The organism is Rhizobium azibense (genome assembly GCF_004342325.1).
Classification (GTDB): domain Bacteria; phylum Pseudomonadota; class Alphaproteobacteria; order Rhizobiales; family Rhizobiaceae; genus Rhizobium; species Rhizobium etli_B.
In genome coordinates this window covers 302,856-328,397 of sequence record NZ_SMBJ01000009.1, presented here as the reverse complement: position 1 = coordinate 328,397, position 25,542 = coordinate 302,856, and the positions used below count along the sequence as shown (strand labels likewise).

General features: G+C 61.5%; 25 protein-coding genes and 1 pseudogene. 12 read left to right on the top strand and 14 right to left on the bottom strand.

Annotated features, from left to right (window positions below):
* The first annotated feature begins 24 nt into the window (after nt 1-24).
* From EV130_RS23405 to EV130_RS34265, 11 genes and pseudogenes are all read left to right on the top strand, one after another.
* A complete protein-coding gene (locus EV130_RS23405; RefSeq protein ID WP_074062287.1) occupies nt 25-1,068 on the top strand; it encodes a LacI family DNA-binding transcriptional regulator in 1,044 nt (347 codons plus the stop codon).
* A 1-nt stretch (nt 1,069) separates the two neighbouring features.
* The gene (locus EV130_RS23400) at nt 1,070-2,092 is read left to right on the top strand and encodes a polyamine ABC transporter substrate-binding protein (RefSeq protein ID WP_074062288.1); all 1,023 of its coding nucleotides are present in this window, start codon (nt 1,070-1,072) and stop codon (nt 2,090-2,092) included.
* A 68-nt stretch (nt 2,093-2,160) separates the two neighbouring features.
* Nucleotides 2,161-2,988: an ABC transporter permease gene (locus EV130_RS23395; RefSeq protein WP_074062289.1), complete on the top strand. Its 828-nt coding sequence runs from the start codon at nt 2,161-2,163 to the stop codon at nt 2,986-2,988.
* Complete coding sequence (locus EV130_RS23390) at nt 2,985-3,764, top strand: ABC transporter permease (RefSeq protein WP_074062290.1); 780 nt, start codon at nt 2,985-2,987, stop codon at nt 3,762-3,764. The genes EV130_RS23395 and EV130_RS23390 overlap by 4 nt, the downstream gene beginning before the upstream one ends.
* Entirely contained in the window at nt 3,757-4,779 is a 1,023-nt protein-coding gene (locus EV130_RS23385; RefSeq protein ID WP_132661586.1) for an ABC transporter ATP-binding protein, read from the top strand. The genes EV130_RS23390 and EV130_RS23385 overlap by 8 nt, the downstream gene beginning before the upstream one ends.
* Before the next feature lie 4 nt (nt 4,780-4,783).
* On the top strand, nt 4,784-5,704 hold the full coding sequence (locus EV130_RS23380; RefSeq protein WP_074062292.1) for a nucleoside hydrolase: 921 nt from the start codon (nt 4,784-4,786) through the stop codon (nt 5,702-5,704).
* Nucleotides 5,701-7,488, top strand: coding sequence for an adenine deaminase (locus EV130_RS23375; RefSeq protein ID WP_132661584.1), 1,788 nt, complete (start codon nt 5,701-5,703; stop codon nt 7,486-7,488). The genes EV130_RS23380 and EV130_RS23375 overlap by 4 nt, the downstream gene beginning before the upstream one ends.
* Nucleotides 7,489-7,664: 176 nt before the next feature.
* Entirely contained in the window at nt 7,665-8,039 is a 375-nt protein-coding gene (tnpA, locus tag EV130_RS23370; RefSeq protein ID WP_245520086.1) for an IS66-like element accessory protein TnpA, read from the top strand.
* Nucleotides 8,036-8,389 (top strand): IS66 family insertion sequence element accessory protein TnpB, encoded by a 354-nt coding sequence (gene tnpB, locus EV130_RS23365; protein ID WP_132661580.1) that lies wholly within the window; start codon nt 8,036-8,038, stop codon nt 8,387-8,389. The genes tnpA and tnpB overlap by 4 nt, the downstream gene beginning before the upstream one ends.
* A 69-nt stretch (nt 8,390-8,458) precedes the next feature.
* A pseudogene (locus tag EV130_RS23360) lies at nt 8,459-9,085 on the top strand (transposase domain-containing protein); the annotation flags it as partial.
* Nucleotides 9,067-9,249, top strand: a complete 183-nt coding sequence (locus EV130_RS34265; protein WP_165918560.1) for a transposase domain-containing protein — start codon at nt 9,067-9,069, stop codon at nt 9,247-9,249. The pseudogene EV130_RS23360 and the gene EV130_RS34265, both read left to right, overlap by 19 nt.
* On the opposite strand, the gene EV130_RS23350 is transcribed toward EV130_RS34265, so the two are convergent.
* The 12 genes from EV130_RS23350 to EV130_RS23295 form a co-directional block, all read right to left on the bottom strand.
* On the bottom strand, nt 9,179-9,436 hold the full coding sequence (locus EV130_RS23350; RefSeq protein ID WP_132661578.1) for a hypothetical protein: 258 nt from the start codon (nt 9,434-9,436) through the stop codon (nt 9,179-9,181). The genes EV130_RS34265 and EV130_RS23350 overlap by 71 nt on opposite strands.
* Nucleotides 9,437-9,481: 45 nt before the next feature.
* The gene (locus tag EV130_RS23345) at nt 9,482-10,621 is read right to left on the bottom strand and encodes a response regulator (protein WP_132661576.1); all 1,140 of its coding nucleotides are present in this window, start codon (nt 10,619-10,621) and stop codon (nt 9,482-9,484) included.
* Nucleotides 10,622-10,634: 13 nt separating this feature from the next.
* Entirely contained in the window at nt 10,635-11,000 is a 366-nt protein-coding gene (locus EV130_RS23340) for a response regulator (protein ID WP_132661574.1), read from the bottom strand.
* The gene (locus EV130_RS23335) at nt 10,997-13,105 is read right to left on the bottom strand and encodes a sensor histidine kinase (protein WP_132661572.1); all 2,109 of its coding nucleotides are present in this window, start codon (nt 13,103-13,105) and stop codon (nt 10,997-10,999) included. Before EV130_RS23335 ends, EV130_RS23340 begins: the two co-directional genes overlap by 4 nt.
* The gene (locus EV130_RS23330; RefSeq protein WP_132661570.1) at nt 13,071-13,655 is read right to left on the bottom strand and encodes an SCO family protein; all 585 of its coding nucleotides are present in this window, start codon (nt 13,653-13,655) and stop codon (nt 13,071-13,073) included. Before EV130_RS23330 ends, EV130_RS23335 begins: the two co-directional genes overlap by 35 nt.
* Entirely contained in the window at nt 13,652-14,659 is a 1,008-nt protein-coding gene (locus tag EV130_RS23325; protein ID WP_132661568.1) for an ABC transporter substrate-binding protein, read from the bottom strand. Before EV130_RS23325 ends, EV130_RS23330 begins: the two co-directional genes overlap by 4 nt.
* 907 nt (nt 14,660-15,566) lie before the next feature.
* Nucleotides 15,567-16,742 carry a M20 aminoacylase family protein gene (locus EV130_RS23320; protein WP_132661566.1) on the bottom strand — a complete coding sequence of 392 codons (1,176 nt, stop codon included), beginning with the start codon at nt 16,740-16,742 and terminating at the stop codon, nt 15,567-15,569.
* A gap of 85 nt (nt 16,743-16,827) precedes the next feature.
* Nucleotides 16,828-18,333 carry a tripartite tricarboxylate transporter permease gene (locus EV130_RS23315; protein ID WP_132661564.1) on the bottom strand — a complete coding sequence of 502 codons (1,506 nt, stop codon included), beginning with the start codon at nt 18,331-18,333 and terminating at the stop codon, nt 16,828-16,830.
* Nucleotides 18,334-18,342: 9 nt separating this feature from the next.
* Nucleotides 18,343-18,804 carry a tripartite tricarboxylate transporter TctB family protein gene (locus EV130_RS23310; RefSeq protein WP_132661562.1) on the bottom strand — a complete coding sequence of 154 codons (462 nt, stop codon included), beginning with the start codon at nt 18,802-18,804 and terminating at the stop codon, nt 18,343-18,345.
* A 149-nt stretch (nt 18,805-18,953) separates the two neighbouring features.
* Entirely contained in the window at nt 18,954-19,937 is a 984-nt protein-coding gene (locus EV130_RS23305) for a tripartite tricarboxylate transporter substrate-binding protein (protein WP_132661560.1), read from the bottom strand.
* A gap of 199 nt (nt 19,938-20,136) precedes the next feature.
* The gene (locus tag EV130_RS23300; protein WP_132661558.1) at nt 20,137-21,465 is read right to left on the bottom strand and encodes a sigma-54-dependent transcriptional regulator; all 1,329 of its coding nucleotides are present in this window, start codon (nt 21,463-21,465) and stop codon (nt 20,137-20,139) included.
* Nucleotides 21,462-23,240: a sensor histidine kinase gene (locus EV130_RS23295; RefSeq protein WP_420493356.1), complete on the bottom strand. Its 1,779-nt coding sequence runs from the start codon at nt 23,238-23,240 to the stop codon at nt 21,462-21,464. Before EV130_RS23295 ends, EV130_RS23300 begins: the two co-directional genes overlap by 4 nt.
* Nucleotides 23,241-23,445: 205 nt before the next feature.
* Here EV130_RS23295 and EV130_RS23290 point away from each other — a divergent pair, with 205 nt between their 5' ends.
* Nucleotides 23,446-24,108 (top strand): sulfite oxidase-like oxidoreductase, encoded by a 663-nt coding sequence (locus EV130_RS23290; RefSeq protein WP_132661556.1) that lies wholly within the window; start codon nt 23,446-23,448, stop codon nt 24,106-24,108.
* On the opposite strand, the gene EV130_RS23285 is transcribed toward EV130_RS23290, so the two are convergent.
* On the bottom strand, nt 24,093-24,731 hold the full coding sequence (locus EV130_RS23285) for a hypothetical protein (protein ID WP_132661554.1): 639 nt from the start codon (nt 24,729-24,731) through the stop codon (nt 24,093-24,095). The two genes, EV130_RS23290 and EV130_RS23285, sit on opposite strands and share 16 nt — an antisense overlap.
* Nucleotides 24,732-24,818: 87 nt before the next feature.
* The gene (locus tag EV130_RS23280) at nt 24,819-25,535 is read right to left on the bottom strand and encodes a CbtA family protein (RefSeq protein ID WP_132661552.1); all 717 of its coding nucleotides are present in this window, start codon (nt 25,533-25,535) and stop codon (nt 24,819-24,821) included.
* Between the last annotated feature and the right edge of the window lie 7 nt (nt 25,536-25,542).

Below are 25,542 nucleotides of genomic sequence, written 5' to 3'. Positions count from 1 at the left end.
ATTAATCAAACGCATCATGAAACTATGGCTCAGTTGCGCCCGGGACCGAACCTCAGCAGGATTGCGACGTCGCTTGGCGTGTCGGTCGCAACAGTCTCGAACGCGCTTTCGGGCAAGGGGCGCGTCTCGGAGCAGCTCGTCGGAAAGATCAGGGAACATGCCGCCGAGCTCGGATATGTTCCAAGCCAGGCGGGTCGGGCGCTTCGCACCGGCCGAAGCGGCGTGCTCGGACTTGTTCTTCCCGACATCGCAAATCCCCTCTTTCCCAAGATTGCGCAGGCGATCGAATTCGCCGCCGCCTCTGCCGGCTACGGCGTGCTGATCGCCGATTCGCGCGGGAATGTCTCGGCTCAGACCGAAGCAATCAACCGGCTTGTCGAACGCGGCGTCGATGGCCTGGTGATCGTGCCCCGCCGCGCAACGCGCATATCCGCAGCAAGCTGCCCAGTCGCCGTCATCGACACTGCATCGACGCCGGGCAACACGGTTGCAGCCGACCACTGGCAGGGCGGCCAACTGATTGCCGCTCACCTCGCCGATCTCGGCCATAAGCGGATCCTCATCATCGGCAACAATCCAGAATCGAACGTGCAGAACGATCGTGCGGGCGGCATCCGTTCGGGTCTTTGTCCGGGCATGAGCGCCGAAACGCTCTGGATCGAAAAGCTTGAACATCAGGCCGGCAGCGGCTGCCCGCTCGGCCTTGCAAGAAAGGTCGGCGAGGGTTTCACCGCCTTTGCCGCCTTGTCCGACCTTCAGGCGCTGCGGGTGCTCACGGAGCTGCAGCGCGATGGCATCCACGTGCCTGCCCAAGCCAGCGTCACCGGTTTTGACGACCTGATCTGGTCTGCGGTCGTGACACCTGCGCTTACCACGGTGAAGATGGACATGGACGCAATTGCCGAGATCGCCGTATCGGCCTTGGTCAAGAACATAAAAACAAGCAGCACCCGGGAGGGCGCACTCGTGACTGCGGAGAAAGATCGCGTGCCCATGCAACTGATCATCCGCCAATCGTCCGCCCCGGCGAACCCGGTTCAAGAACACCTGCAGATGGAGAACTCCTGACATGAAGACATCCCTCATCGCATCGGCAGCGCTGCTCGCGCTAATCCCGCTCGGCGCCATGGCGCAGGATCGGACTCTGACCATTTCCGTCTATGCCTTTGCGCAGGACGACTTCAAGACGCTGGTCTATGATCCCTTCGAAAAGCAATGTGGCTGCAAGCTCGTCGTGGAGACGGGCAACAGCGTCGAGCGCCTCGCCAAGATGGAGGCGAACAAGGCAAACCCGGCCGTCGATATGGCTGTCGTCTCGATGGCGGATGCGCTGTCGGCTTCCCGCAAGGGACTGGTGGAGAGGATCGATCCGTCCAAGCTTACCAACTTCGAAAAGCTCTACGATCTCGCCAAGGATCCGAACGGCGACGGCATGAGCGTCGGCTACACGTTTTATGCCACGTCTATCGCCTACCGCTCGGACAAGATGAAGATCGAGTCTTGGGCCGATCTCCTGAAGCCGGAATATGTCGGCCACGTCGCCTTTCCGAACGTGACCACCAACCAGGGGCCGCCGGCGCTCTACATGCTCGGCCTTGCGCTCGGTACGGATACGTCCGACCTCAAGGGTCCGATCGAAGCCGTCGGGGAGAAGAAGGATGACATCGTCACCTTCTACGAGAAATCCTCGCAGCTGGTACAGCTCATGCAGCAGGAGGAAATCTGGGCCGCTCCCATCGGGCGTTTCTCCTGGGCGGGCTTCACCAAGCTCGACCTTCCGATCGCCTGGGCGACCCCGAAGGAAGGCCAGACCGGCGGTATGAATGTCATGGTCGTCACCAAGGGCTCGAAGAATCAGGATCTGGCGCTGCAGTTCATGGATTTCTGGCTCTCGACCGACATCCAGACGAAACTCGCCGAAAAGCTGATCGATAGCCCTGCAAACAAGGAAGTGAAGGTATCCGAGGCCGCCGCCAACAACCTGACTTACGGCGAGGAGACAGCCAAAACCCTCAAGCTCATTCCCTCCGCCGCAGCGCTCGACAATCGCGACGCATGGCTCAAGGAATGGAACGACAAGGTCGGCCAGTAAGGCTGCGATAACACCCGGTTCCGGCTAGCCGGGACCGCCCCTTCCGCGGTCGTCCCGAAAGGCGCATCATGTTTCAGAACCGAGCAGAAGCCCTGGCGCTCGCCCTGCCCGCAGCAGTCTTTGCCGCCGTCGTTTTTCTGCTGCCCGTCTCCATCCTGCTTTCAGAAAGCTTTCGCCTTCAAGGCGCCTGGACGCTTTCGGCCTATGGTGACTTCTTCTCCGGCACGCTGAACCGCACCGTCTTCATCCGCACCTTCAAGCTTGGTCTTGAGGTGACGGCCGTTTCAGCGATCATCGGCTACGCCGCAGCTTTCGCCATCGTCAACCTGCCGCCCAAGGGCAAGGGCCGGATGATCGGCCTCGTTACCCTGCCGCTGATGATCTCGCCCGTTGCCCGTACCTATGCCTGGATCGTCATCCTCGGCCGCACAGGCATCGTCAACCAGGCGGTGACCGGAATGGGCCTCAGCGATGGACCACTACGCCTTCTCTTTACTGAAACGGCCGTGTTCATCGGCCTGCTGCAGCTCTTCTTGCCTTTGATGATCCTTTCCCTGATCAGCGCGCTCGAGAATATGCCGAAGGATGCGATCCCGGCGGCCCGCGTACTCGGCGCCAACTGGTTCCAGGTTTTCTGGAAGGTCATCCTGCCGCTGACCCGCGAGGGCCTCGTCGTCGGCGGCACGCTCGTCTTCACCGGCTCGCTGACAGCCTATATCACGCCCGCCGTGCTCGGCGGCTCAAAGGTGCTGATGCTCGAAACGCTGCTCTACCAGCAGGTCTCGGTCGCCAATAACTTCGTTTCCGCAAGCGTCATCGCCTTCATGCTGATCGTCATGAGCTTCGCCGCGAACATTCTGCTGAAGCGCCTGGCAACTGCAAGGAACAAGCGATGACCTCCCGCTTGTTCGCACCAATCGTGCTTTTCCTCGTGCTGACATTCCTCATCGGGCCATTTCTGATCATTATCGCCGCATCGCTTTCGGCCGGGGATACGCTCGCCTTTCCGCCGCAGGGCCTTTCGCTTCGCTGGGTGATCAAGGTCTTCACCATCGAGAGCTTCCGCGACAGCTTTTCGATGTCGATGTTCCTCGCAGTCTTCGGAACGCTCGCCGCTCTCGTGCTCGGCATTCCGGCCGCCTACGCTCTGTCGCGCTATTGGCTGCCCTTCGGTGAAACCGTGCGAACCGTCGTTTCGCTGCCGATCATCGTCCCGGGCATCATCGTCGGCCTCGCATTGCTGCGTTACCTGGTCGTGCCCTTCGGCTTCAACATCACGCTGGCGCTCTTCTTCGCCCACACGGCGCTCGTCCTGCCCTATGCAGTGCGCGTCGTTTCCGCAAGCCTCAATAATTTGCGCTCGGACATCGAGGAAGCCGCCGTGCTGCTCGGCTCGACGCGCCTGGGCGCCTTCTTCCGTGTTGTGATGCCGAATATCCGTGGCGGCATTCTTGCCGCCTTCATCCTCGGCTTCGTCACCAGCTTCAACCAGGTGCCGGTCTCGCTCTTCCTGTCCGGCCCCGGCGTGCGCACGCTGCCAATCGACATGCTGGGCTACATGGAGACCACCTACGACCCCTCGATCGCCGCACTCTCCTCGCTGCTCGCCTTCCTTTCCATCGGCATCGTCTTCCTCGCCGAACGTTTCCTGGGACTGTCTCGTTATGTCTGATGCCTATCTTCAACTCGACAAGCTGACGCTGGCCTATGGCGATACGATCGCCGTGAAGGATCTTGACCTGTCGATCGCCAAGGGCGAACTGGTTGCCCTGCTCGGCCCTTCAGGCTGCGGCAAGACGACGACAATGCGCTCCATTGCGGGTCTGCTGGCGCCCGCCTCCGGCCGCATCAATCTCGATGGCGCCGACATCACGCGCGTTTCGCCCAACAAACGCGCCGTCGGCCTCGTCTTCCAGTCCTACGCACTCTTCCCGCACCTGACGGTCTATGAGAACGTTGCCTTCGGCCTCCGCCTCAAGGGTCTCAACGGCCAGGATCTCGATACCCGCGTCAACGCCGGGATCAAGTCGGTCGGCCTCTCCAGTTTCGCCTCGCGCAAGCCCGCGGAACTTTCCGGCGGCCAGCAGCAGCGTGTGGCGCTCGCCCGTTCCATGGTCATGGAGCCGAAGGTGCTGCTTCTTGACGAGCCGCTCTCCAACCTCGACGCGCGGCTGCGCCTTGAAATGCGGGCAGAACTGCAGCGCGTGCAGAAGGAAACCGGCGTTACCATGATCTTCGTCACGCACGATCAGGCCGAGGCCTTGGCCCTTGCCGACCGTATCGTGGTCATGCTGAACGGCGCCATAGAGCAGATCGGCACGCCGGAAGAAATCTACAACAAGCCGGTCTCCGCCTTCGTTGCCGATTTCGTCGGCTTCGAGAACGTCTTCAAGCTGGAGAACGGCAAGCTCGTCACGGCGAACGGCGCCATAGAGCTTCCCCATCTTACTCCGCAGGCAGCAGGACTGGCCTGGCGGCCGAGCGCGGTCGCACTTGGTTCCGGTCCATTCCAGGGGGCCGTGAGCGGCACCTCCTTTGCCGGAAACACCCGCGAATATCTGCTCGATACACCGCTCGGACAGATCAAGGCCGAGGTGGATGCAAGCCTGCCGGCGCACGACATCGGCGCTGCACTTTCCTTCGACCTACCGCTTGCGGCCGCGGCAACTCTCAAGAGGTTCGGGTAATATCATGGGCGTTTGGATCGATACCGATATGGGTTTTGACGACATCGCCGCCATTTTGGTGGTTGATCAGTCCGAACTCGAGATAGACGGCGTCTCGCTCGTCTTCGGCAACACGCCGCTCACCCAGGTGCAGGCAAACGCTGCCGGTGCCATGCAAACCTTCGGATGGACATTCCCCATTCATTGCGGCCGCGCCCAACCAGTCCTTGGCAAGCTCGAGACTGCCCAGGCGATCCTCGGCGAAACCGGCATCCCGACGATCGAAAGAGCCCTGCCGCAAGCAGCAGCGCTTGCAGCAAGCGACGCCTTCACTGCTCTTTGCCGCTGGCTAGAGGCTGACGGTCCGCGCCGCATCCTGGCGCTTGGCCCGCTGACGAATGTCGCCGCGGTGGCGCTGGCGCGTCCGGATCTCGCCGCCCGCATCAGCGAACTCACCTGGATGGGTGGTGGCGTTACTGCCGGCAATCATACCGCCTCGGCGGAATTCAACGCCTTTGCCGATCCCGAAGCGCTGGCGATCGTCATCGCCCATGGCATGCCGCTGCGAATGGTCGATCTCGACCTGTGCCGCAAGGTGCTCGCCAGACCGGAAGACGCTGAAGTCGTGCGCGGCGCCGGCGGCACGAGGGCCGAACTTCTGGCCGACATGTTTGCCGGTTACATCCGCATCGGCACCGGCCGCGGCCGCCCCGCCATGGCGATCTACGATCCGTGCGCCGCCGTGGCCTTCGTGGCGCCGGATGCTGTGAAGTTCCACCCCGCCCGCATCGATGTCGAGCTGGCAGGCGAATTGACCCGCGGCCGCACGGTGGTCGAGACGCGCGACACTCATGCCACGTTCAACGCCCATTTTGCCGCCGATATCGATGCCGAGACGGCGCGGACCATTATCCTTGCAGCACTGGTCAACGAGGCCCGCAAATGAGCGTAAAGCGTAGGCGAGAACCCTCAGACATCAATGATCCGTCGCTGCGTGCCCGCGCCGTTGCCGCAGCAAGGGGTGCTGCACCATTCGATGCGCTTATCACAAGCGGCAAGCTGCTCGACGTAGTCACCGGCCGCTTCCGTGATGCAGATATCGGCCTCGTCGGCGGGCTGATCGCCAGCGTGCATGCGCCGGGCACCCGCACCGAGGCGACCGAATTCATCGATGCCGGCGGGACGTTCGTCACGCCCGGCCTGATCGATACGCACATGCATATCGAAAGCTCGATGGTGACGCCTGCCGAATATACCGCAGCCGTCCTGCCGCGCGGCGTGACGACGATCCTCTGGGATCCGCACGAATTCGCCAATGTGCATGGCCTTGACGGCGTGCGCTGGGCGATCGAAGCTTCCCGCGTTCTGCCTTTGCACATGATCCTGCTCGCTCCGTCTTGCGTTCCTTCGGCACCGGGCCTGGAAGTAGCAGGCGCCGACTTTGACGCTTCGGCAATGGCCGGAATGCTGCAACTTCCTGCGCTCGGCGGCGTTGCCGAAGTCATGAACATGCGCGGGGTCATCGACGGCGATCCGCGCATGACCGCCATCGTTCAAGCTGGGCTCGCCTCGGGCAAACTCGTCTGCGGCCACGCTCGCGGGCTGGAGGGCGTCGATCTCAACGCCTTCATGGCGGCCGGCATCACCTCCGATCACGAGCTGACTTCCGGCGCCGACCTTCTCTCCAAGCTTACCGCCGGAATGACGATCGAGCTCCGCGGCTCGCATGATCACCTCCTTGAGGAATTCGTCGAGACGCTGAACAGTATTGGCCATATGCCGCCAACTGTGACGCTTTGCACCGACGACGTCTTTCCGGATGAACTCGAAAGGGATGGTGGCCTTGACGACGTCATCCGCCGGCTGGTGCGCTACGGCATGAAGCCGGAATGGGCGCTTCGCGCTGCGACGTTCAACGCCGCCGAACGCCTGAAGCGCAGCGACCTCGGCCTGATCGCCGCCGGGCGGCGCGCAGATATCGTCCTGTTCGAGGACCTGCAGGACTTCAAAGCCCGCACTGTCATCGCCAATGGCCGCGTGGCAGCGCAGAACGGCAGGCTTACCTCGCCGGTCCATTCGCTCGACCCCGCGCCGCTTACCAATTCCGTCAAGCTATCGCCGGTTGCCGAAGACGATTTCAAGGTGCCCTCGAAAGGCAATCGCGTCCGCATCGCCACGATCGACCGGCCGCGTTTTACGCATTGGGGCACAGCCGATGCCGAGGTAAAGGACGGTTTCGTCGTACCGCCGCCGGACTGCGCCATGATTGCCGTCGCCCATCGCCACGGCAGGGCGGATGGCCGCCCGCGCACCGGCTTCTTGAAGGGCTGGGGAAAGTGGCGCGGCGCTTTCTGCACGACTGTATCGCATGACAGCCATAACCTCACAGTCTTCGGCGGCAATGCAGGCGACATGGCGCTCGCCGCAAACGCCGTCATCGCGGCCGGCGGTGGCATGGCCGTTGCCAGGGATGGCCAGATTGCCGCATTGCTCCCACTGCCGCTTTCCGGCCTCGTCGCCGAGACTTCGCTTAAGGACACCGCCTCCGGCTTCCGCGATATTCGCAAGGCAATGGAAAAGATCGTCGACTGGCAACCGCCCTATCTTGTCTTCAAGGCCTGCTTCGGCGCGACACTTGCCTGCAACACCGGCCCGCATCAGACCGACCGCGGGATTGCCGATGTCTTGACGGGAAAGGTGCTGGAAAGCCCGGTGCTGGAGATTTTGTAGCCGGCGCGGGAGTTTGCCTGCCCTCCCATCCGACACTTCGGGCCAGCTTCCCCTGAGCGGAGGGTCCGCCCCTATTTTTCTGTAACCGGTGTTCCGCTCCCACGTTGATATTGCCGCCCTGATCTGTGATCGCCTTTCCATGGAAGAGCAACGGGAGTTTCTCCATGGAGACTACATTGGAGGTTCTCACGACCAGGAAGTCTGGACGTGAGGTTCACCGGCATTGGCCGGATGAGGTCAAGGCGCAAATCGTTTCGGAGAGCCTTCGGCCCGGCGCGATGGTGAATGAAGTCGCCGAGCGACATGGCTTGAAGCCGAACCATCTGTCCACTTGGAGAACGATGGCACGACAAGGCAAGCTGGTTCTGCCTGCACCCGAGGATGCGGTGGAGTTTGCAGCGGTGATTGTTGAGCCACCCGTTTCGGAACCGCCGACTAAGAAAGCCAGCCGTCCTGAGATCATTGTTGGCTCCGTCACGATCCGTTTGGAAGAAGGCGCGTCTGCTACCCGAATCGTCGCTGTCGCGCGTGCCTTGGCGGTCCCAGCATGATCTTTCAATCGAACCGCGTGCGGATCATGGTCGCGACCAAGCCGGTCGACTTCCGCAAAGGCCATGATGGATTGGCGGCGCTGGTCAAGAACGAGCTGCACAAAGACCCGTTTACAGGAACGGTCTTCGTATTCCGGTCACGCAACGCGGACCGGTTGAAGCTGATCTACTGGGACGGCAGCGGTATTGTAATGGCCTACAAGCGGCTAGTGGAGCACACGTTCACTTGGCCAAATATCCGGGACGGCTTGATGACCTTGGGACATGCCCAGTTCGAGGCGCTGTTCGCGGGACTCGACTGGCGTCGGGTCCGTTCAGTGGAGGCGAGAGCGCCGACCGCCATCGAATAGGTGCGTCACGATGACTCGATTGGCAAACTCCGGCGGTGAGACGCGGGCCGAATTTGATAAACTTCTACCATGTTGGACGCCGCCGATTTGCCGGACGATATTGCTGCCTTGAAGGCGATGCTGGTCGCAGCGCAGGTGCGTGAAGTCCGTAAGGATGAGCGGATCGAACGGCTGGAGAAGCTGGTTGCCGCTTTCAAGCAGGCGGCCTTCGGCCGCAAATCAGAGAAAGCCGATCCCGAGCAATTTGATCTTGCACTGGAGGACCTGGAAACGGCCATTGCGGCCGTGCATGCCGGAGACGAGGCCGATAGCCCTTCGGATAAACCGCACCCCAAACCACGCGCTGCCAATCGCGGCTCTCTTCCCGCCCACCTTCCTCGTGTCGAGGAGATTATCGAGCCGGAAAGCCTGATCTGCCCCTGTGGCGGCGGCCTGCATCGCGTGGGCGAGGACGTGTCCGAGCGGCTGGATGTCATTCCGGCGCAGTTCCGTGTCATCGTCACCCGTCGTCCCAAATATGCCTGCCGCGCCTACACCGACGGCGTATCTCAGGCTCCAGCACCTGCTCGACTGATCCACGCCGGATTGCCGACCGAGGCGACCATCGCGCATGTACTGGTGTCAAAGTACGCAGATCATCTGCCGCTCTATCGCCAAGCCCAGATCATGAGCCGACAGTGTATCGATCTGGAGCGGAGAATTGGGCGATCATCGCTTCGCTCATCGAAACCAGCAAGCTCAGCGCTGTCGATCCGTTTGCGTATCTGACCGCCACGCTCACCTCCATCGTCAATGGCCACAAGCAGAGCCGGGTGGACGAGCTAATGCCATGGAATTACTCAGGGCGAACACGCGGCTGACGTCTGCTGTCGGCCCGAAGCTGACCTCGTACGTCACGATGCCAAGGTCCCCTTCGGGTGGGAAGTTGCCGTTCGGCTCATCTGCCAGAACGAGCACGTTGCGCCATTGTTGCCATTTGCTTGTTGCCGGCAGAACGACCGTTCCCCACCCGCTGCCGTCATTTAGAAGCGTCTGGATTGCGCGCATTGTATGTCGTCTGGATACGATGGGCCGCGTCCGCTGCTAACTTTGTCAGCCAAGCCACCGAACAATTTCGTAAGCCGGCATCGGGCGGTGGAAACCTTTCAGAGTCAATTCGCCAACAGGAACGGATTCAACCAGTGGCTCGATAGTGCCGTAGACCCGTTGGCTGACGAGAATCTGACGAGATTTGGCCTTCTCGCACAATCGGGCCGCATGGTTCGGGACGGTACCGATGACCGCATAATCCGAGCGCTGGTCAAAGCCAATCTGTCCGATAGTCGCGTGTCCCCGAGCGATGCCGATCCCGAAACCAAGCAAATAGCCCCGTTTGCGCCATCGTTCCGAATGCTCGTCGATCGCGTCACGCATCTCCGCCGCCATACAGACCGCTTTCTCGGTGTGGTCGATGCAAGGCAGTGGATCATTAAAAACGACGAGAAGACCGTCGCCCACGAAGCGTTCCAAGGTTCCCCCATGGCGGGCGATCAGCTCGCCGAGGCAGGAGTGGTATTCGCGAAGAACTGTCATCACCTCTTCGGGCTCGGCGGTCTCGGCGAAAGCTGTAAAGCCGCGAAGATCGCAGAAGACTACGGTCACCTCGCAACGGTGACTTTGAAGAAGCGCGTCGCCATTTCCTGCTGCAACAATAAGGTCGGCGACCTGAGCGGGCAGAAATCGTCTGAGGCGGCTCATCCGCTCGATTTCCATCACCTGCTCCGCCACTGTTTGTTCAAGAGAGCGGTTCCATGCCGCCAATTGTGCGGCCTGGTCCTCAAGGCGCAGCGCCTGGCTCTGGACGGTATCGTGAAGCGCCTTTTGGCGCAGCATCGAGCGGACTCGCGCCAGCAGAGCCTGGTGCTCGAACGGCTTGGTCAGATAGTCGTCGCCGCCGGCGTCCAATCCCTTCACCACGTCTCGGGTATCCGCCTTCGCGGTGACGAGGATAACCGGGATCGATCGCAGCGACACGTCTTCCTTGAGCATCCGCACGACGCTTATCCCATCGAGCTTCGGCATCATGATGTCGAGCAGGATCAGGTCCGGCTTGAACTCACGCGCCTTCGCGAACCCCTCTTCGCCGTCCGCTGCAGTCACCACTTCGTAGCCGTTCGCCTCGAGGCGCATGCGCAGGATTTCGAGATTTTCCGGCGTGTCGTCGACGGCGAGGATGCGAGGCGGATCGTGCACGGTTCAGCCTCCCTCAGGCAAGGAATTCTCGGATCTTTGTGAGCAGTTGGCGCGGACTGAATGGCTTGGCAATGTAGCCGTCGCACCCCGCAGCCAGGGCTTTCGCCTCATCTCCCGACAATGCGTAGGAGGTGACGGCGATTATCGGAATGTGTCGGAGTGTCGGGTCAGCCTTTATGCGTCGCGTAGCTTCATACCCGTCGATCATAGGAAGCTGGATGTCCATGAGGATCAGGTCTGGCTTCTCAGCTACGGCTGCCGCGACGCCGGCAGCCCCGTCGGCAGCCTCTATCAGGTCGTACTCGGTGGTGGCCAAAAGATCGCGGATAATCTGGCGGTTGTCGTCAGTGTCCTCCACCATCAGGATTCGTTTGCTCATGCCGCCTCCGCGCTTTCCTCTACCCGCATCGGGATCTTCAAGCGGAATGTCGAGCCTGAACCGAGAACCGACTCGACCTCTATGGTTCCGCCATGCATTTCAACGATACGTTTCGAGATCGCCAAGCCTAGACCGGTGCCGCCCTTCTGCTTGGTACTGCTGCTGTCGACCTGCTGGAATTCTTCGAAGATGAGCACCTGGTCTTTGGGCGCAATGCCGGGACCTGTGTCCCGCACTGTGATCTCAAAGTGTCCATCGACCACATCGGCAAGAATGTCGATCGCACCCGTTTCGGTAAACTTGACGGCATTGCCTGCAAGATTGAGGAGGACCTGGGTCAAGCGGCGTTCGTCCCCGCGTCCGATTGGCAGTTTCTCGGCAACAGTCGCCGTGAGCATGAGACCTTTCGCTCGCGCTAGCGGCTCCACCGCCGTCACAGTCGATTGAACAATCTGCCCAACGGAGTATTCCTCGAGCGCAAGCGTTAGCTGGCCCGCTTCGATCTTTGAAAGGTCGAGCACGTCGTTGATGAGCCCCAATAGGTGGTGGCCGTTAGCTTGCACGCGCGCCACGGTAGCCTTCGCCTTGTCCGGGAGCTCGCCGTAGATCCCGTCTACCAGCAGTTCGGTGAAGCCCAGGACGGAGTTTAGCGGCGTCCTCAGTTCGTGGCTCATATTCGCGAGGAATTGCGACTTGTGGCGGCTGGCTGCCTCCAACTCCCGGCCTTTCTCCTCTATCTCCCGGAAAAGCTTCGCGTTTTGCATGGCCACGACCGACTGGGCTGCAAAGGTCTCCAACAGATGAATCACCTGCGTGTCGAATTCACCGGGCTTGCGGCGCTCGACGACGAGCGCGCCCACGATCTTGTTTGGCCTGAGCAGTGGAACCACCAAGACGCCGCGATATCCGGCATCGAGGACGATCTTCTGGGAAGGAGAGGGGATACCTTCGCTAAGATCGGCGGCTTGGACCGGCGCTCGGCGTCTTGCAGCATCGCCAATTCCGGCATCGTTCAATTTGATCGGCTGGCTGGAGAGTGCGGCGATGATTTCGTCGCTCATCCCATAGGTCGCCCGGAGGCGGAAGTGTTGCCTGGTGCTGCTGAAGACGTAGATGGTGCCTGCGTCCGTGTCCGACAGTTGAACCGCCTTGGCTACGATCGTCTTCAGCACCGTATCGAGGTCGAGAGTTGAATTGACCGCTTGGCTGACTTCCCCGAGCGCCTCCAGTTCGCCAACCGAGCGTGCAAGCGCGGCCGTGCGGGCCTGCACCTCCTGGTATAGCCGCCCGAGCTGCACGGACATCTGGTTGACATCGGCGGCAAGCACTCCAAGCTCGTCCCGATTGGCGACGGTAACCTGTTGGGCGAAGTCGCCCGCCGCTATCTGGCGCAGACGCGTCTCGATCTTCTTGACCGGCTCGATTAGCGACCAGGAGATTATGTAGCCGAGCCCTAGCGCCAGCAGGATGCTGCCCACCGCAAAGGAAATCACGATCAGCCGGGAGGTTCCGAACGCCCCTTCGGTCGCTTCGATTGCCCCCACCATGTCGGCTTCCGCCATGTTGACGAGTTGGTTGGTCAGCCGCTCGAGGCGGTCGGCCGACGGCATGATCTCATCGAGCTGCATTCTGCGCGCCTCGTCGGTGTGCCCGGCGCGGATGAGCTCGACGACACGTGTGACTTTCGCGGTAAACTGATTGTATTCTTGCCGGACCTCGCCCAACACTTGCGCCTCACTTGCGGAGACAAACTCCATGCGGTCGAGGTCGTAGCCAAACTGGTTGAGCTGGCGCAGCGCTGCATCGAGCATCCTGTCGGCCTGAAGCAAAAGTGCGGTCGAGATGCTGTAGAGTTGGTTCGTCGTGTCCTGCTGGACCTGGCGATAGGCGGCGATCTTGCGCTGCAGCTTGATCAGCTCGGTTGTCTGAGCGTTGACTCCACTCAGCACCTGCAACCCGACGGCCCCGAGCACGATCAGCAGTCCGACGATCGACAGGAACCCGATCAACAGCTTGGTCTGGACGCGCGCTGGCAGCCGCGCAACCCAGCCAATCAGCCCGCTCGTGAGGTTACCTAGCTTCCTCCAAAAGGCTAAGAAGATCACTCCGGAACTCCTCCAGGTCGAAACCAGCGCCGAGATATTGTACGCGCAACATGCCGTTCGGGTCTACGAGCGACGTCAGCAGCGTGTGGTCGACGTCACCATTCGCCGTCTTCCGCGCAATGACGCCATATTTGCGCCCCACCTCATGGACCATCGCAGGATCGCCGGTAAGAAACGACCAGCCCTTCACATCGGCATTGAAGTTCTCAGCATAGTGCTTCAGCACCTCGGGAGTGTCGCGCTCGGGGTCGACGGTGATCGAAACGAAGACGATCTCGGACCCGAACGCACCACCCAGCTTGTCCTTCACGCGCGCCATGTTATCGGTCAGCATCGGACAGATGTCGGTGCAGGAAGCAAAGATGAACGCAACCGCAACTACCTTGCCGCGAAATTCACGGAGTGACACAGGTACTCCGCTCTGCGACGTCAGGGTAAAGTCGGGTGCGGCTCCGATAGTCGGCAAGCGCTGGTCGTGCGATGCATCATGTGCCTGAGCTGGCCCGGCTAGCAGCGCCAAAAGCAGAACCTTTGCTGGCCACCTCCTCATGACTTTAATTCACGCCTCAGTTCATTGAAGAAGCGCCAGTCCGTGGCCTTGGCGATGATCTCCTGGGGACTCGCGGTGATAGCGCCGGCCTCGTGCAGGCGCAGCGCGTAGAAGCGCACCGTGTCTTCCACGTCATAGTCCCGCCACCGCTTGTAGGGGACCTCGCCGAGGGCCTGGAGCGCGTAGTCGTAATTGGCGGTGAATTTGCCTTCAACGAGACGGCGCGCGACCATGGCCGGGTCGGCCACGCACAGATCGGCAGCCTTCAGGATGGCGCGCATCACCCGCTTTGAAGCGACGGGATTGGCGGCGATGAAGCCGGGATTGCCGGCCAGCACGCAGCAGAAATACTGCGACCACGGCCGGTCGAGCGCGCTGTTGATGAGGACGTGGCCGGCCGCCTTGGCGCGCAGTTCCTGCGGCTCCGGCGGAAAGCCGAGAAAGGCGTCGACATCGCCGCGCAGGAACAATTCCTTCGGCTTCACCTCTGGATCGCTCACCCAGACGATGTCCCGCACCGGGTCCAGTCCGACATGTGCCGCTATGCTGACGATGAACAGGTGCGGGGCCGAACCTATCGCCTGAACACCGACTTTCCTGCCCTTGAGTTGGAGGATGCTGTCGATGCCCGGCTGGACGAATAGTTCCCAACAGCCCGGATGGATGCCGCCCATGAATGTTAGCCTGTACCCCTGATCGACGGCGACAAGCGCAGGTGCAATGAAGGTCATGGTGAAATCGATTTTGCCGCTCGCCGTATTCGTCGCTGTCTCAAAGCCAGGCTGGGACTCGACGTAATCCACATGCGTGAAACCCTCGGCATACAGCAGATCCTCCGCGACAAATTGCGGCGCGAGGCAGATGCCGGAGTTCTTGCTCAGGCGAATCCGATCGGTCTCGGGCGGTGGTTCGGCGACGGCCGGTGTCGCGGCACCCACGAGTCCCGCAGCGCCGACTGCCGTGAGGCCGGCCAGGAAGCGGCGGCGGTTCTGGATGCTCGGCATGGGAAGTCTCCTTTCCTAACTTTACTTCTCAGCTCGCGCTTCAACTCGCCGAGGAAGCGCCAGTCGGTCATCTACCGCGCCACCATTCCCCGACCCCACACGCAGAGGTCGGCGGTCTTAAGGATGGACCGCAAGACCCGCTTGGTCGCCACCGGGTACTTGTTCACGTAGTCCGCCGTGGCGGAGATCATGCAGCAGAAATACTGTGACCACGGGTGGTCGACGGCATTGTTGAGGATCGTGTGGCCGATCTCCTGGCGCGCAGCTCCTGCGGCTGGGGCGGCGTGCCAGGAATGCGTCTTTCTTCCGATTGATAGAGAGTTCCGTCGGCTTGTTGTCTTCAGTCAAGACCCACTGAATATCGTTGACGGGATCGAGCCCGACATAGGCGGACATGAGGGCCAGCCACACGTGTCGCGAGTTATTGAAACCATCTACCCCACCCTCTTACCCCGCAGATCCGTGACGCTGCGGATGCTCTCCTTGGCGATCAGTTCGAGGCATCCCGAGTGCAACCCAGTTAGCACCTTCACGGGCACGCCCGCGTACCTCCGTCCAGTCGATGCATATTAGGCAACCCTAACTCAATCTAGCGATCGCGGCGGGTTGTCAAATCAACTTTTTGGAAATAGCGCACCTGCCGCGTCCTTTGGAGACGTACGGCAAAGTTCCGCTCAATTATAATGCGGCCGCCGTTAGTGAGCGGCCCCAACGGGGGCATCAGTGAGCATTCGTCCGGATCAGATGGACTTCCGCTCATGGCGCATTCTTGCCACCTCTATCACAACCGCAGCGTCCGAAACGGGCCAACGTTCTTGGTCAATGTGCTAGGAAAACAGTGCTTACATTTTTCTTCTTCGCTCAAAACGAAGGTTCCCGCGGGCATATCAGGGGAGGCCAATAACGCCTATGCTGGAGACGTCAGCTCCCCTTCCACCAGCTTCACCCAATAAGCCACGCCATAGCCGATCGCCGCATCGTTGAAGTCATAGGCGCTATTATGGTGGAGGGCGCCGTCGACGGCAGGGCCATTGCCGAGCCACACGTAGCAGCCCGGCGCATTCTGTGCGAAGAAGGCAAAGTCATCGCCGGCCGTCGAAGGCGGAAAGCTGGTACGCACCTTGTCCCCCAGCACGGCCCGTGCAGCAGCCAGGGCCTGTTGCGTCGCATTGGCATCGTTGACGACCGGTGGAATGCGCCGTTCGAATTGATAATCCACGTCAATGCCGTACATCGCCGCCGTGCCTTGCGCTAGGCGGCCGATCTCCACTTCGAGCTGATCGCGCACGTTAGCCGAATAGGCCCGCGCCGTCCCGCCGATCTCGACCTTGTCCGGGATGACGTTGAGCGCCTTCGGATCACCGGCCTGCAGCGAACAGGCGCTAACGACGGCAGGCTGCAGCGGATCGACGACGCGCCCGACGATCGTCTGCAACGAGGCAAGGAAGGTGCCCGCAGCGGTGATCGGGTCGCGCCCGAGATGCGGTTTTGCGCCATGCGTGCCCGTGCCGCGAAAGGTTATCCTCCAGCTGTCCGAAGAGGCAAGCTGCGGGCCTTCGACCACTGCGATCTCGTCGACGGCAAGGCCCGGCATATTGTGCAGGCCGTAGACGGCATCGCAGGGAAATAGCTCGAAGAGCCCCTCTTCCACCATCCGCTTGGCGCCGCCTCGCCCTTCCTCCGCCGGCTGGAAGATGAAATGCACGGTACCCGAAAAACCCTTGACCGCGGCTAGATGGCGTGCGGCGCCGAGCAGCATGGCGGTATGACCGTCATGCCCGCAGGCATGCATCTTGCCGGCCACCGTCGATTTGTACGACCGTTCGGCGATCTCCGGCATCGCCAGCGCATCCATATCCGCGCGAAGCCCGATCGCTCGCGTGCCGCTGCCGGCCTTCAGCGTGCCGACGACGCCCGTACCGCCTAGTCCGCGATGCACCTTGATGCCCGCCTCCTCAAGCAGCTGCGCCACGATGCTGCTCGTGCGCTCCTCCTCGAAGCCGAGCTCGGGATGGGCGTGCAGGTCACGGCGCAGCGATGCGAGAAAAGCCAGATCGTCCTTGATCTGCACGGGGATGTTCATGGGCCCGGATGTCCTGTCATACGAAACGGGCGCCAAAACAGCGCCCGCGTCAGGTTATCCTTTTTTCAACAATGCGCGGCGAACTTCAACCCTCTTCCACGAAGACCTCTTCGCGCTTCTTCTTCACACTCGGCAGGAAGACGACGATGAGGACCGCCGCGGCGATCGCAAGAAGTATCGCGCTGATCGGCCGCGTGACGAAGGTCGTCGGATCGCCGCGCGAAAGGATCATCGCCCGCCGCAGGTTTTCTTCGAGCAGCGGACCCAGCACGAAACCGAGCAGCAGCGGGGCGGGCTCGCATCTGAGCTTGGCAAGCACATAGCCGATAAAGCCGAAGAAGGCGACGGCATAGAGATCGTAGACGTTGGAGTTGACGCTGTAGACCCCGATCGAGCAGAAGGCCATGATAATCGGGAATAGCACGTAATACGGCACCGTCAACAGCTTCACCCAGAGCCCGATCAGCGGCAGGTTCAAGACGACGAGCATCAGATTGCCGATCCACATCGAGGCGATGATGCCCCAAAAGAGCGCCGGCTGCTCGGTTGCAACGTTCGGCCCTGGAACGATCCCCTGAATGATCATGGCGCCAATCATCAGCGCCATTACCGGATTGGCCGGAATGCCGAGGGTGAGAAGCGGAATGAACGAGGTCTGCGCACCAGCATTGTTCGCCGATTCCGGGCCTGCGACGCCGGCAACGGCACCTTGTCCGAATTCCTCGGGCTTGTCAGAGATACGCTTTTCAACCGTGTAGGAGGCAAAGGAGGCGAGGATCGCACCTCCGCCCGGCAGGATGCCGAGAGCCGAGCCGATCGCCGTGCCGCGAAGCACCGGCGCGATCATCTCCTTGAACTCTTCGCGTGACGGCAGCAGGCCTGAGACCTTTGCCACCAGCACCGTCCGGGTCTTCTCCCCTTCCAGGTTGCGCAGAATTTCGGCGATACCGAAGACCCCGACGGCAAGTGCCACAAAATTCAAGCCATCCGCATATTCGCGGATGCCGAGGGTGAAGCGTGGGGTGCCGGTATAGATATCGGTTCCGACGAGGCCAAGCAGCAACCCGAGCACGACCATGGCCAATGCCTTGACGACGGAACCATGGGCGAGCGCGATCGACGACACCAGGCCGACGACCATCAGCGAGAAATATTCCGCAGCGCCGAAGCGCAGGGCGATATCTGTGAGGGGCGGCGCGAAGATCGCGACAAGGAAGGTCGAGACCGTGCCGGCGAAGAAGGAACCGAGTGCGGCGATCGCAAGCGCCGCCCCTGCCCTGCCGCGCCGCGCCATCTGGTAACCGTCGATGGCCGTCACCGCCGAAGAGGATTCGCCCGGCATGTTGATCAGGATCGCCGTCGTCGAACCGCCGTACTGGGCGCCGTAGTAGATGCCAGCGAGCATGATGAGCGAAGACACCGGCTCAAGCTGGAATGTGATCGGCAAAAGCATGGCGATGGTCGCCGTGGCGCCAATGCCGGGCAGAACGCCGATCAGCGTACCGAGCAGAACGCCGATCAGACAGAAGAAGAGGTTGGCAGGAGTTGCTGCCGTGGCAAAACCGAGTGCAAGATTGCTAAAAAGTTCCATCGCGGCCTCCTAGAACCGGACCCAGGGGCCAAATCGCTCGAACGGCAATCCAAGGCCGTAGCTGAACACGCCGACGGAAAAGGCCGTCAGCAAAACCGAGAGCAAAATCGCGTGGAGCACCGTCATCCGATGCGAGGCGAAGCAGGCAATGAAAGCGGTCAGGAAGATCGAAGGCACGAATCCCAGCCCCCGGACCGTCAGCCCAAAAAAGATCGGCGCAGGCAGGATGAACAGCATGCCCCGCCAGGCAAACGGCCCCATCGGCTCGCCTTGCACGCGGATTGCTTGAACGAAGACGACGGCGCCGAGAATGATCAGCACCGCTGAAAGCAGCAGCGGGAAGTAGCCTGGGCCCATGCGAAGCGTCGTGCCCAAGTCGAGGCTGTAGGATTGGATGGCGAAAAATGCGCCGGTCGCGACAAGCAGCGCGCCGCAGATCACATTGGTGGTATCGAAACTAACCGGTTTCATGGTGTCTCCGTGGGTTGGAGATGGTTCCCTCAGCGCAAGTGGTTCCCCCTCACCGGCTTGCGCCAACTCTGCCTGAAGGCGAGAGGCTGCCACGATACCCTCTCCCCGGCGGGGAGAGGGTTAGGGTGAGGGGCCAAAGGTACTACGCCTCAATCCGCATATTCGCCGGCAGCGTCGATCACCGGCTTCCAGCGGGCGATTTCGCTTTCAAGCTTCGCCTTCAGGGCAGCAGGCGTGGCGTCGGCTTCCGGCGATGGCGTGGTGCCCAGTTCTGCAAAGCGAGCCGCCACGTTCTGGTCCTTCAAAGCGACTTGCAGCGACTTCGACAGACGATCGTTGATCTCGGCGGGAGTGCCCTTTGGCGTGTAGACGCCGTGCCAGATGCCGACTTCAAAACCGGGCAGGCCGGCTTCGACCGCCGTCGGGATATCCTTCATGATGTCGAGGCGCTTGGGCGAGGTCACGGCGTAAGCCTTGATGGTGCCGCCCTTGATCTGCTTCGTCGTGTTGGTCGTCTGGTCGCACATGACGTCGACCTGGCCACCGAGAAGATCGGTCATCGCCGGGCCGGTGCCCTTGTAGGGAACAGTGGTCAACGGTGTCTGGATCGCGCTCATGAGCATCATGCCGCAAAGATGCGAGGCTGCGCCGATGCCGGCGTTCGCAACCGTCACGCTGTCCTTGTTGGCCTTCACATATTCAATCAGGCTCTTGAGGTCAGTCGGTTCGAAATCCTTGCGGGCGACGATCGTCATCGGAACTTCGGTGACGAGGCCGACATATTCGAAGGAGCCGAGCGTGTCATAGGCGAGCTTGCGGTAAAGCGTAGCGCTGGTGGCCATGCCTATATGGTGCAGCAGGATGGTGTAGCCATCCGGGTTGGCTGCAGCCACCCGTCCCGCGCCGAGCGTACCGCCTGCACCGCCGACATTTTCGACGACGATCTGCTGACCGAGGTCCTTCGACATGGATTCGGCCACGAGGCGGGCAACGGTATCGGTCGGGCCGCCGGCCGAGAAAGGTACGACCATCGTGATGGTGCGCTCTGGATAGGTCTGCGCGGATGCGCCGGTTGCGAGAAGCGAAACGGCAACAGCCGCCGTCATGCCAAGCATGGCCTTCAGGATTTTCATCTTTTTCCTCCCTGATGAAAATAAAATACCACCGACGCTTCCCACGCGCCAATGAAGATAGGGCCATTAGCACGCCCGCAGCCGCCTACGGCAATCTGCCCGGCTCCGCCCTTTGCCAAAATTCGGCATTGGTGCGGCGCAGCATGGGTCGATTCGGACACAAACGGGTTTGGCGATGTGTGGAAATCCACCCATTTAACTAGTCGGAAACAAGCAGCTTCTTGTCCAGCCCGTATTTCTGCATCTTTTCGTACAATGTCTTGCGGGAAATCTGCAGCGACTCATAGACCGGCTTGAGGCTGCCACCATGCGCAACAAGGGCGCTGGCGATCACGCTGCGCTCGAAATCGGCAACCCGGTCGGCAAGGCCGCTGACTTCGCCCAACTGCCGCTCGCCGTCCAGGCCGAGCACGAAGCGGTCCGCTGCATTGCGCAATTCGCGCACATTGCCTGGCCAATCCCGCTGGGCGATGTCGGAAATCACCTCGGGCGGCACCGCCATCTCGTCGCGGCCGTAGCGTGCGGCTGCCTCGCGGACGAGCTGGAGGAACAGCAGCGGGATATCGGGCCGCCGCTGCGCCAACGCTGGCACGTGCAGCGTTACGACATTCAGCCTGTAGAGGAGATCGGCGCGGAAACGTCCCGCAGCGACTTCGGCCTCGAGATCGACCTTGCTGGTCGCAATGAAGCGCACGTCGAGCGGCACGACCTCGTTCGAGCCGAGGCGGGAAATGACCCGCTCTTGCAGCACCCGAAGAAACTTTGCCTGAAGGTCAATCGGCATCGATCCGATTTCATCGAGCAGGATCGTGCCGCCGCGTCCGTGTTCAAACTTGCCGTAACGCGGCCGCACCGCACCGGGAAAAGCGCCAGCCTCATGGCCGAACAGCTCGCTCTCGATGAGGTTTGCAGGCAGCGCCGCGCAGTTGATCGCGATGAACGGCCGGCTCGCCCGGGCACTGATGTCATGCAGCGCCCGGGCAACGACCTCCTTGCCCGCGCCGGTCTCGCCAACGATCAGGGTGTCGGCGTCGCTCGCCCCGATTGCCCGGATGCGGTAGCGTAATTCCACCATCACCTGCGTGCGACCCGGCAAACGGGCCTCGATATCGTCACGCTTGCCGGCAACGGCCTTGAGCAGCCGGTTTTCCAGCACGAGGCTACGGCGTTCCATGGCCCGCCTTATCACACCGGCCAGCATCTGCGGGGTGAATGGCTTTTCGATGAAATCATATGCGCCTTCGCGCATCGCCTTCACTGCCAGCTGCACGTCGCCATGGCCCGTAACGAGGATGACAGGCACTTCCGCATCGATCTCGCGGATCTTCTGCATCAGGGTCATGCCGTCGGTGCCCGGCATGCGGATATCGCTGGCGACGACCCCCGCGAAGCTATAGCCGATCAGCTCCAGCACATGGTCGGCATGGGAAAACGTCTCGACGTTGAAACCCGAAAGCTCCAGTGCCTGTGCCGTCGACCGGCGCAGCTCTTCCTCGTCGTCCACCAGCAGGATCTTCTGTTCGCTCACTCAGCCGCCTCCGGCATAATGCCCGTCGCCGATTGCAGATCGATGCGGAAAACGGCGCCTCCCTCCGGATGATTGGAGGCCGCCAGGCTGCCGCCGAAATCCTTGATGATGTTGTAGGATATCGAAAGCCCGAGGCCCAGGCCCTTGCCGACGCCCTTGGTCGTGAAGAAGGGATCGAAGATGCGCTCGGCGATTGCCGCCGGCACGCCCGGTCCGTGATCGCGGACCATCAGCACCACCTTGCCCTTTTCCTCGCAGGCCGTCACTTCAATCCGCCGGTCCTCGATCCCTTCGACGGCATCGGCGGCATTTGATATCACGTTGACCAAAACCTGCTGCAAGCGAACTGAGCCGGCACGGACGACGGGTGGGCGGATGCCAAGATCGACCCGCAGGTCGGCATCCGCCGCCTTCAGCCGCCAGGCGATGATCTCCAGCGTATCGCGGATCGCCTCGTCGAGCGGCACCGGGCCGAGCTTCTCGTTCGGCTTTCGCGCGAAGTTGCGCAGATGCCTGCTGATGGATGCCATGCGGTCGATAAGCCCGCCGATGCGCTGGATATTGTCCTGCGCTTCTGCAGTGCGTCCGCGGTCCAGGAGCACGGCCGCGCTGTCTGTATAGGTCTTTGCAGCGGCAAGCGGCTGGTTGAACTCGTGGGAGAGTGCCGCCGACATCTGGCCCAGACCGGCAAGCTTGCCTGCCTGGATGAGGTCGGCCTGGGTCTGGCGAAGCTGTATTTCGGTCAGCCGCCGCTCGGCGATTTCCTCTTCGATGCGGCTGTTGACGCGGGCAAGGTCGGCCGTGCGCTCCTCGACGCGCCGCTCCAGCTCGTTGCGCGCTTCCGCCTGCAGATGCATGCGCTCGTTGAGTCGCATCCGCCGCTGCCGCAGAATCGCAATCGCCAGGCCGGCGATGCAGAGAATGAGGAAGACGGCGCCAAGCGCGGTGCGTGCCTGCGTGCGAACGGAACCGGTGTCCATCAGCACGTTAACGGTCCAATCCTCGGCCGGCATATAGTGCGAGAGCACCAGATATTCCTTCTGCACGCCTTCTTCGACGAGAGACATCAATTCATGCTCTTCGAAATGGCTGCGCGTGATTGGTAGCGCGGTCAGCCTGGCATTCGCGTAGCGGCGGGACGCCCCCGTACGCGAGATGCGGTCTGCGGTCAGGGGCAGAATGCCGTTATAAAGCCAATCCGGCTTGCCCGACATGAAGATGATGCCTTCGGGATCCGATACGAAGATGCGGTATTCGCCACCGCTCCACGAAGCCTCGATCATGTCGATATCGACCTTGAAGACGATGACGCCGCGAATTTCCTCGCCAGCATAGATCGGCGAGGCAAAATAATATCCGCGTTTGAGCGAGGTGGTTCCGAGCGCGTAGAACCGGGACTGGCGCCCGGAAACGGCATCCTGGAAATAAGGGCGATAGCTGAAATTCTCGCCGACGAAGCTGCTCGGCAGATCGAAATTGCTTGATGCAATCGTCTCGCCATCCGGCCTGATCACATAGATATCGGAGGATTTCAGGAGTCCGTTGATCTCCTTGAGATAGAGATTGGCCGCCTCGCGCAGCGCCTGGTCCTGCGGGCGGCTGACCAGTTCCTTGATGTTGTCGTGATCGGCAATCAGCGCCGGCAGCGCCTCATAGCGGTTCAGGTGACCACTCAGCGCGGAAACCGCAAGCCGCATCGCGGTGCCCGCCTGCGATGACGCCTCGCCCATATAGGCACGGGTTGCCACCGCCCCACCATAATAGAAGAACGCCAAGACGACGAACGGCGCCGAAAACAGCGCGGCTATCAGCCTGTATCTGGACGACAGGTCCGCCTCCTCCCCTTCCTGCCTCTCTCCTGGGAGGCATAACCGACCTCCAAGTCTAATGACCGGATACGGGATTTCCAAGAGGGCGGCTTGCCTTGACTCACCCGGAGCCCCGATGTCCTATTGCCCCAACGCGATGAGGATTTCCCGCATGAGCGACGAGCAGACCCCCTCCGACAGCAAACTCACCACCTCGAAGCGCCGCTGGGCCGCCGAAGGCAAGTTCCTGACAGGTCGTATCAGCCGCCCGGAAACCGAGCGCCTGCCGCCCGGCCAGCATCTCGTCAAGAACTGGCCGGTCCTTGATCTCGGCCAGCAGCCGGTCATCTCGCTCAACACATGGCGTCTGGAAGTGCGCGGGCTCGTCGAGAGATCGCTCGACCTCACCTGGGCGGCCTTTCAGGCGATGGAGCAGAGCACCAAGGTCAGCGACATTCACTGCGTCACCACATGGTCGCGCTATGACAACAAATGGAAAGGCGTTGCGACACGAGATCTTCTCGATCTCGTAATGCCGAAGCCGCAAGCCAACTATGTCATGCTGACGAGCTATGACGGCTATACGACCAACCTGCCGCTTTCCGATTTCGCGGCCGAGGATGCGATCCTTGCAACATCATGGGAAGGCCTGCCGCTGACGCACGATCACGGCGGCCCCATGCGCCTGGTCGTGCCGCATCTCTACCTCTGGAAAAGCGCCAAGTGGCTTCGCCGCGTCGACCTCATCCCTGCCGACCAGGCGGGCTTCTGGGAAAAGAATGGCTACCACATGTACGGCGACCCATGGCGCGAGCAGCGTTATACGGACGATTGACCTCGAAGCAGGCGCTTGGCCACCAAGAATGCAGCAAAGAGGACGCCCACGAGCCCCGATAGCGACGCCATGCTTGCGGCGTGCGTCGCGATTTCGCTCCAGCGCGGGCGTACGATATCCGCCGTGTTGAAGGCCTCGCCGCTGAAGCGGCAGGTGATCAGCGAGAGCCCGCGCTGCACCATCGCCGCATCGGCATCGGCAATGATCGCCGATGCGGCCGCCGCTTCCTGCGGCATGGCGCGCATGGCAATCAGCACGGCCTTGGTCGCAGCCAGATAGGCGTGGGCACATTCGTTGAACGGGCTCCGCTCATCGGTAACGCTGCCGGGCATCTGCCCCCAGAAGCAGTAGGAATACTGGATCTGCGCATAGTTCAGCACACGCCTGAACGGCTCGTTCGTATCGATCGCCTGCGAGGCGAGATCGATGATCCGGTCCCGATATTCTGCGATCACTGCCATTTCGCCATGCGAGATTCCGGAGATGGGTATGCCGGCACGGCTGCCAGCCGAACTGCTGTTGTGCGCTGAGGCGTTGCCGGCGGCGAAAAACAGAAGTGCTGCCAAACCCAGGCTTGCCAGCCCTCGCTTCGTGCAACCTGGACAATGAGATTGCCGCAACATTGCCAGGTATTCCCTCATCCCTGTGACACAAGGGAACGAGGAGCTTTCTTTTGACGAGCCACGACGAGGCAACGCTTTAGGCCCAAATTATCGCAAGGCCGGACGCAGTCGCTTTTCCGCCAGCACTCCGAAGACAATCCCAAGCGCGGCCCACAAGATGCCATGCATGCCGAGCGAGGCCGTGCGAAAACGCCAGAGCACCGTGGCCGAATAATTTTCCGGCACCTCGTTGATTGGCGGAAGGGCGTACTGAACCAGGCCGATGAAGACGAGATAGATCGCACCTGCGAGGATCGCCGCATTCCAAATGCCGAAGCGCGCAGACAGATTGCGCGCCAGCGCCACTGCAGCAATCAGCGAGGCGACGGAAACGACGATCATCAGGAAGAACACTTCCGTGCGCACGCCGATCGTATCCGGATTGCCGACCGCAGGCGGATTGGCGGGGTACTTGATGGCCGGGACGAGAACGATGGCAACAAAGGCGGCAAGCGCAATCACCGCGGCCGTGCCGCGAGCGCCGAGCGGGCTGAACCGCCCGTGAACGAAGGCGAAGGCAAGAGCAAAGAGGCCGCCAACGGCAACCGCATAGGTCATGACGCCGGTGAAGAGGCCGAGGCCGGCCTGTGTGGCGCGGCTCACGAGTTCCGGTTCAGCGGCTTCGCCTGCAGCCTGGGCAGCAGCTTCTTCGAAGGCAATCGCCTGATCGACCAGCGGCTCACCGAATGCATAGGCAAAGGCAAAAACCAGGATGCCAGCAATCGCCCCCGCGAGCATGCCACGGAGCAAAAGATTTCCAACCATGTCCGTC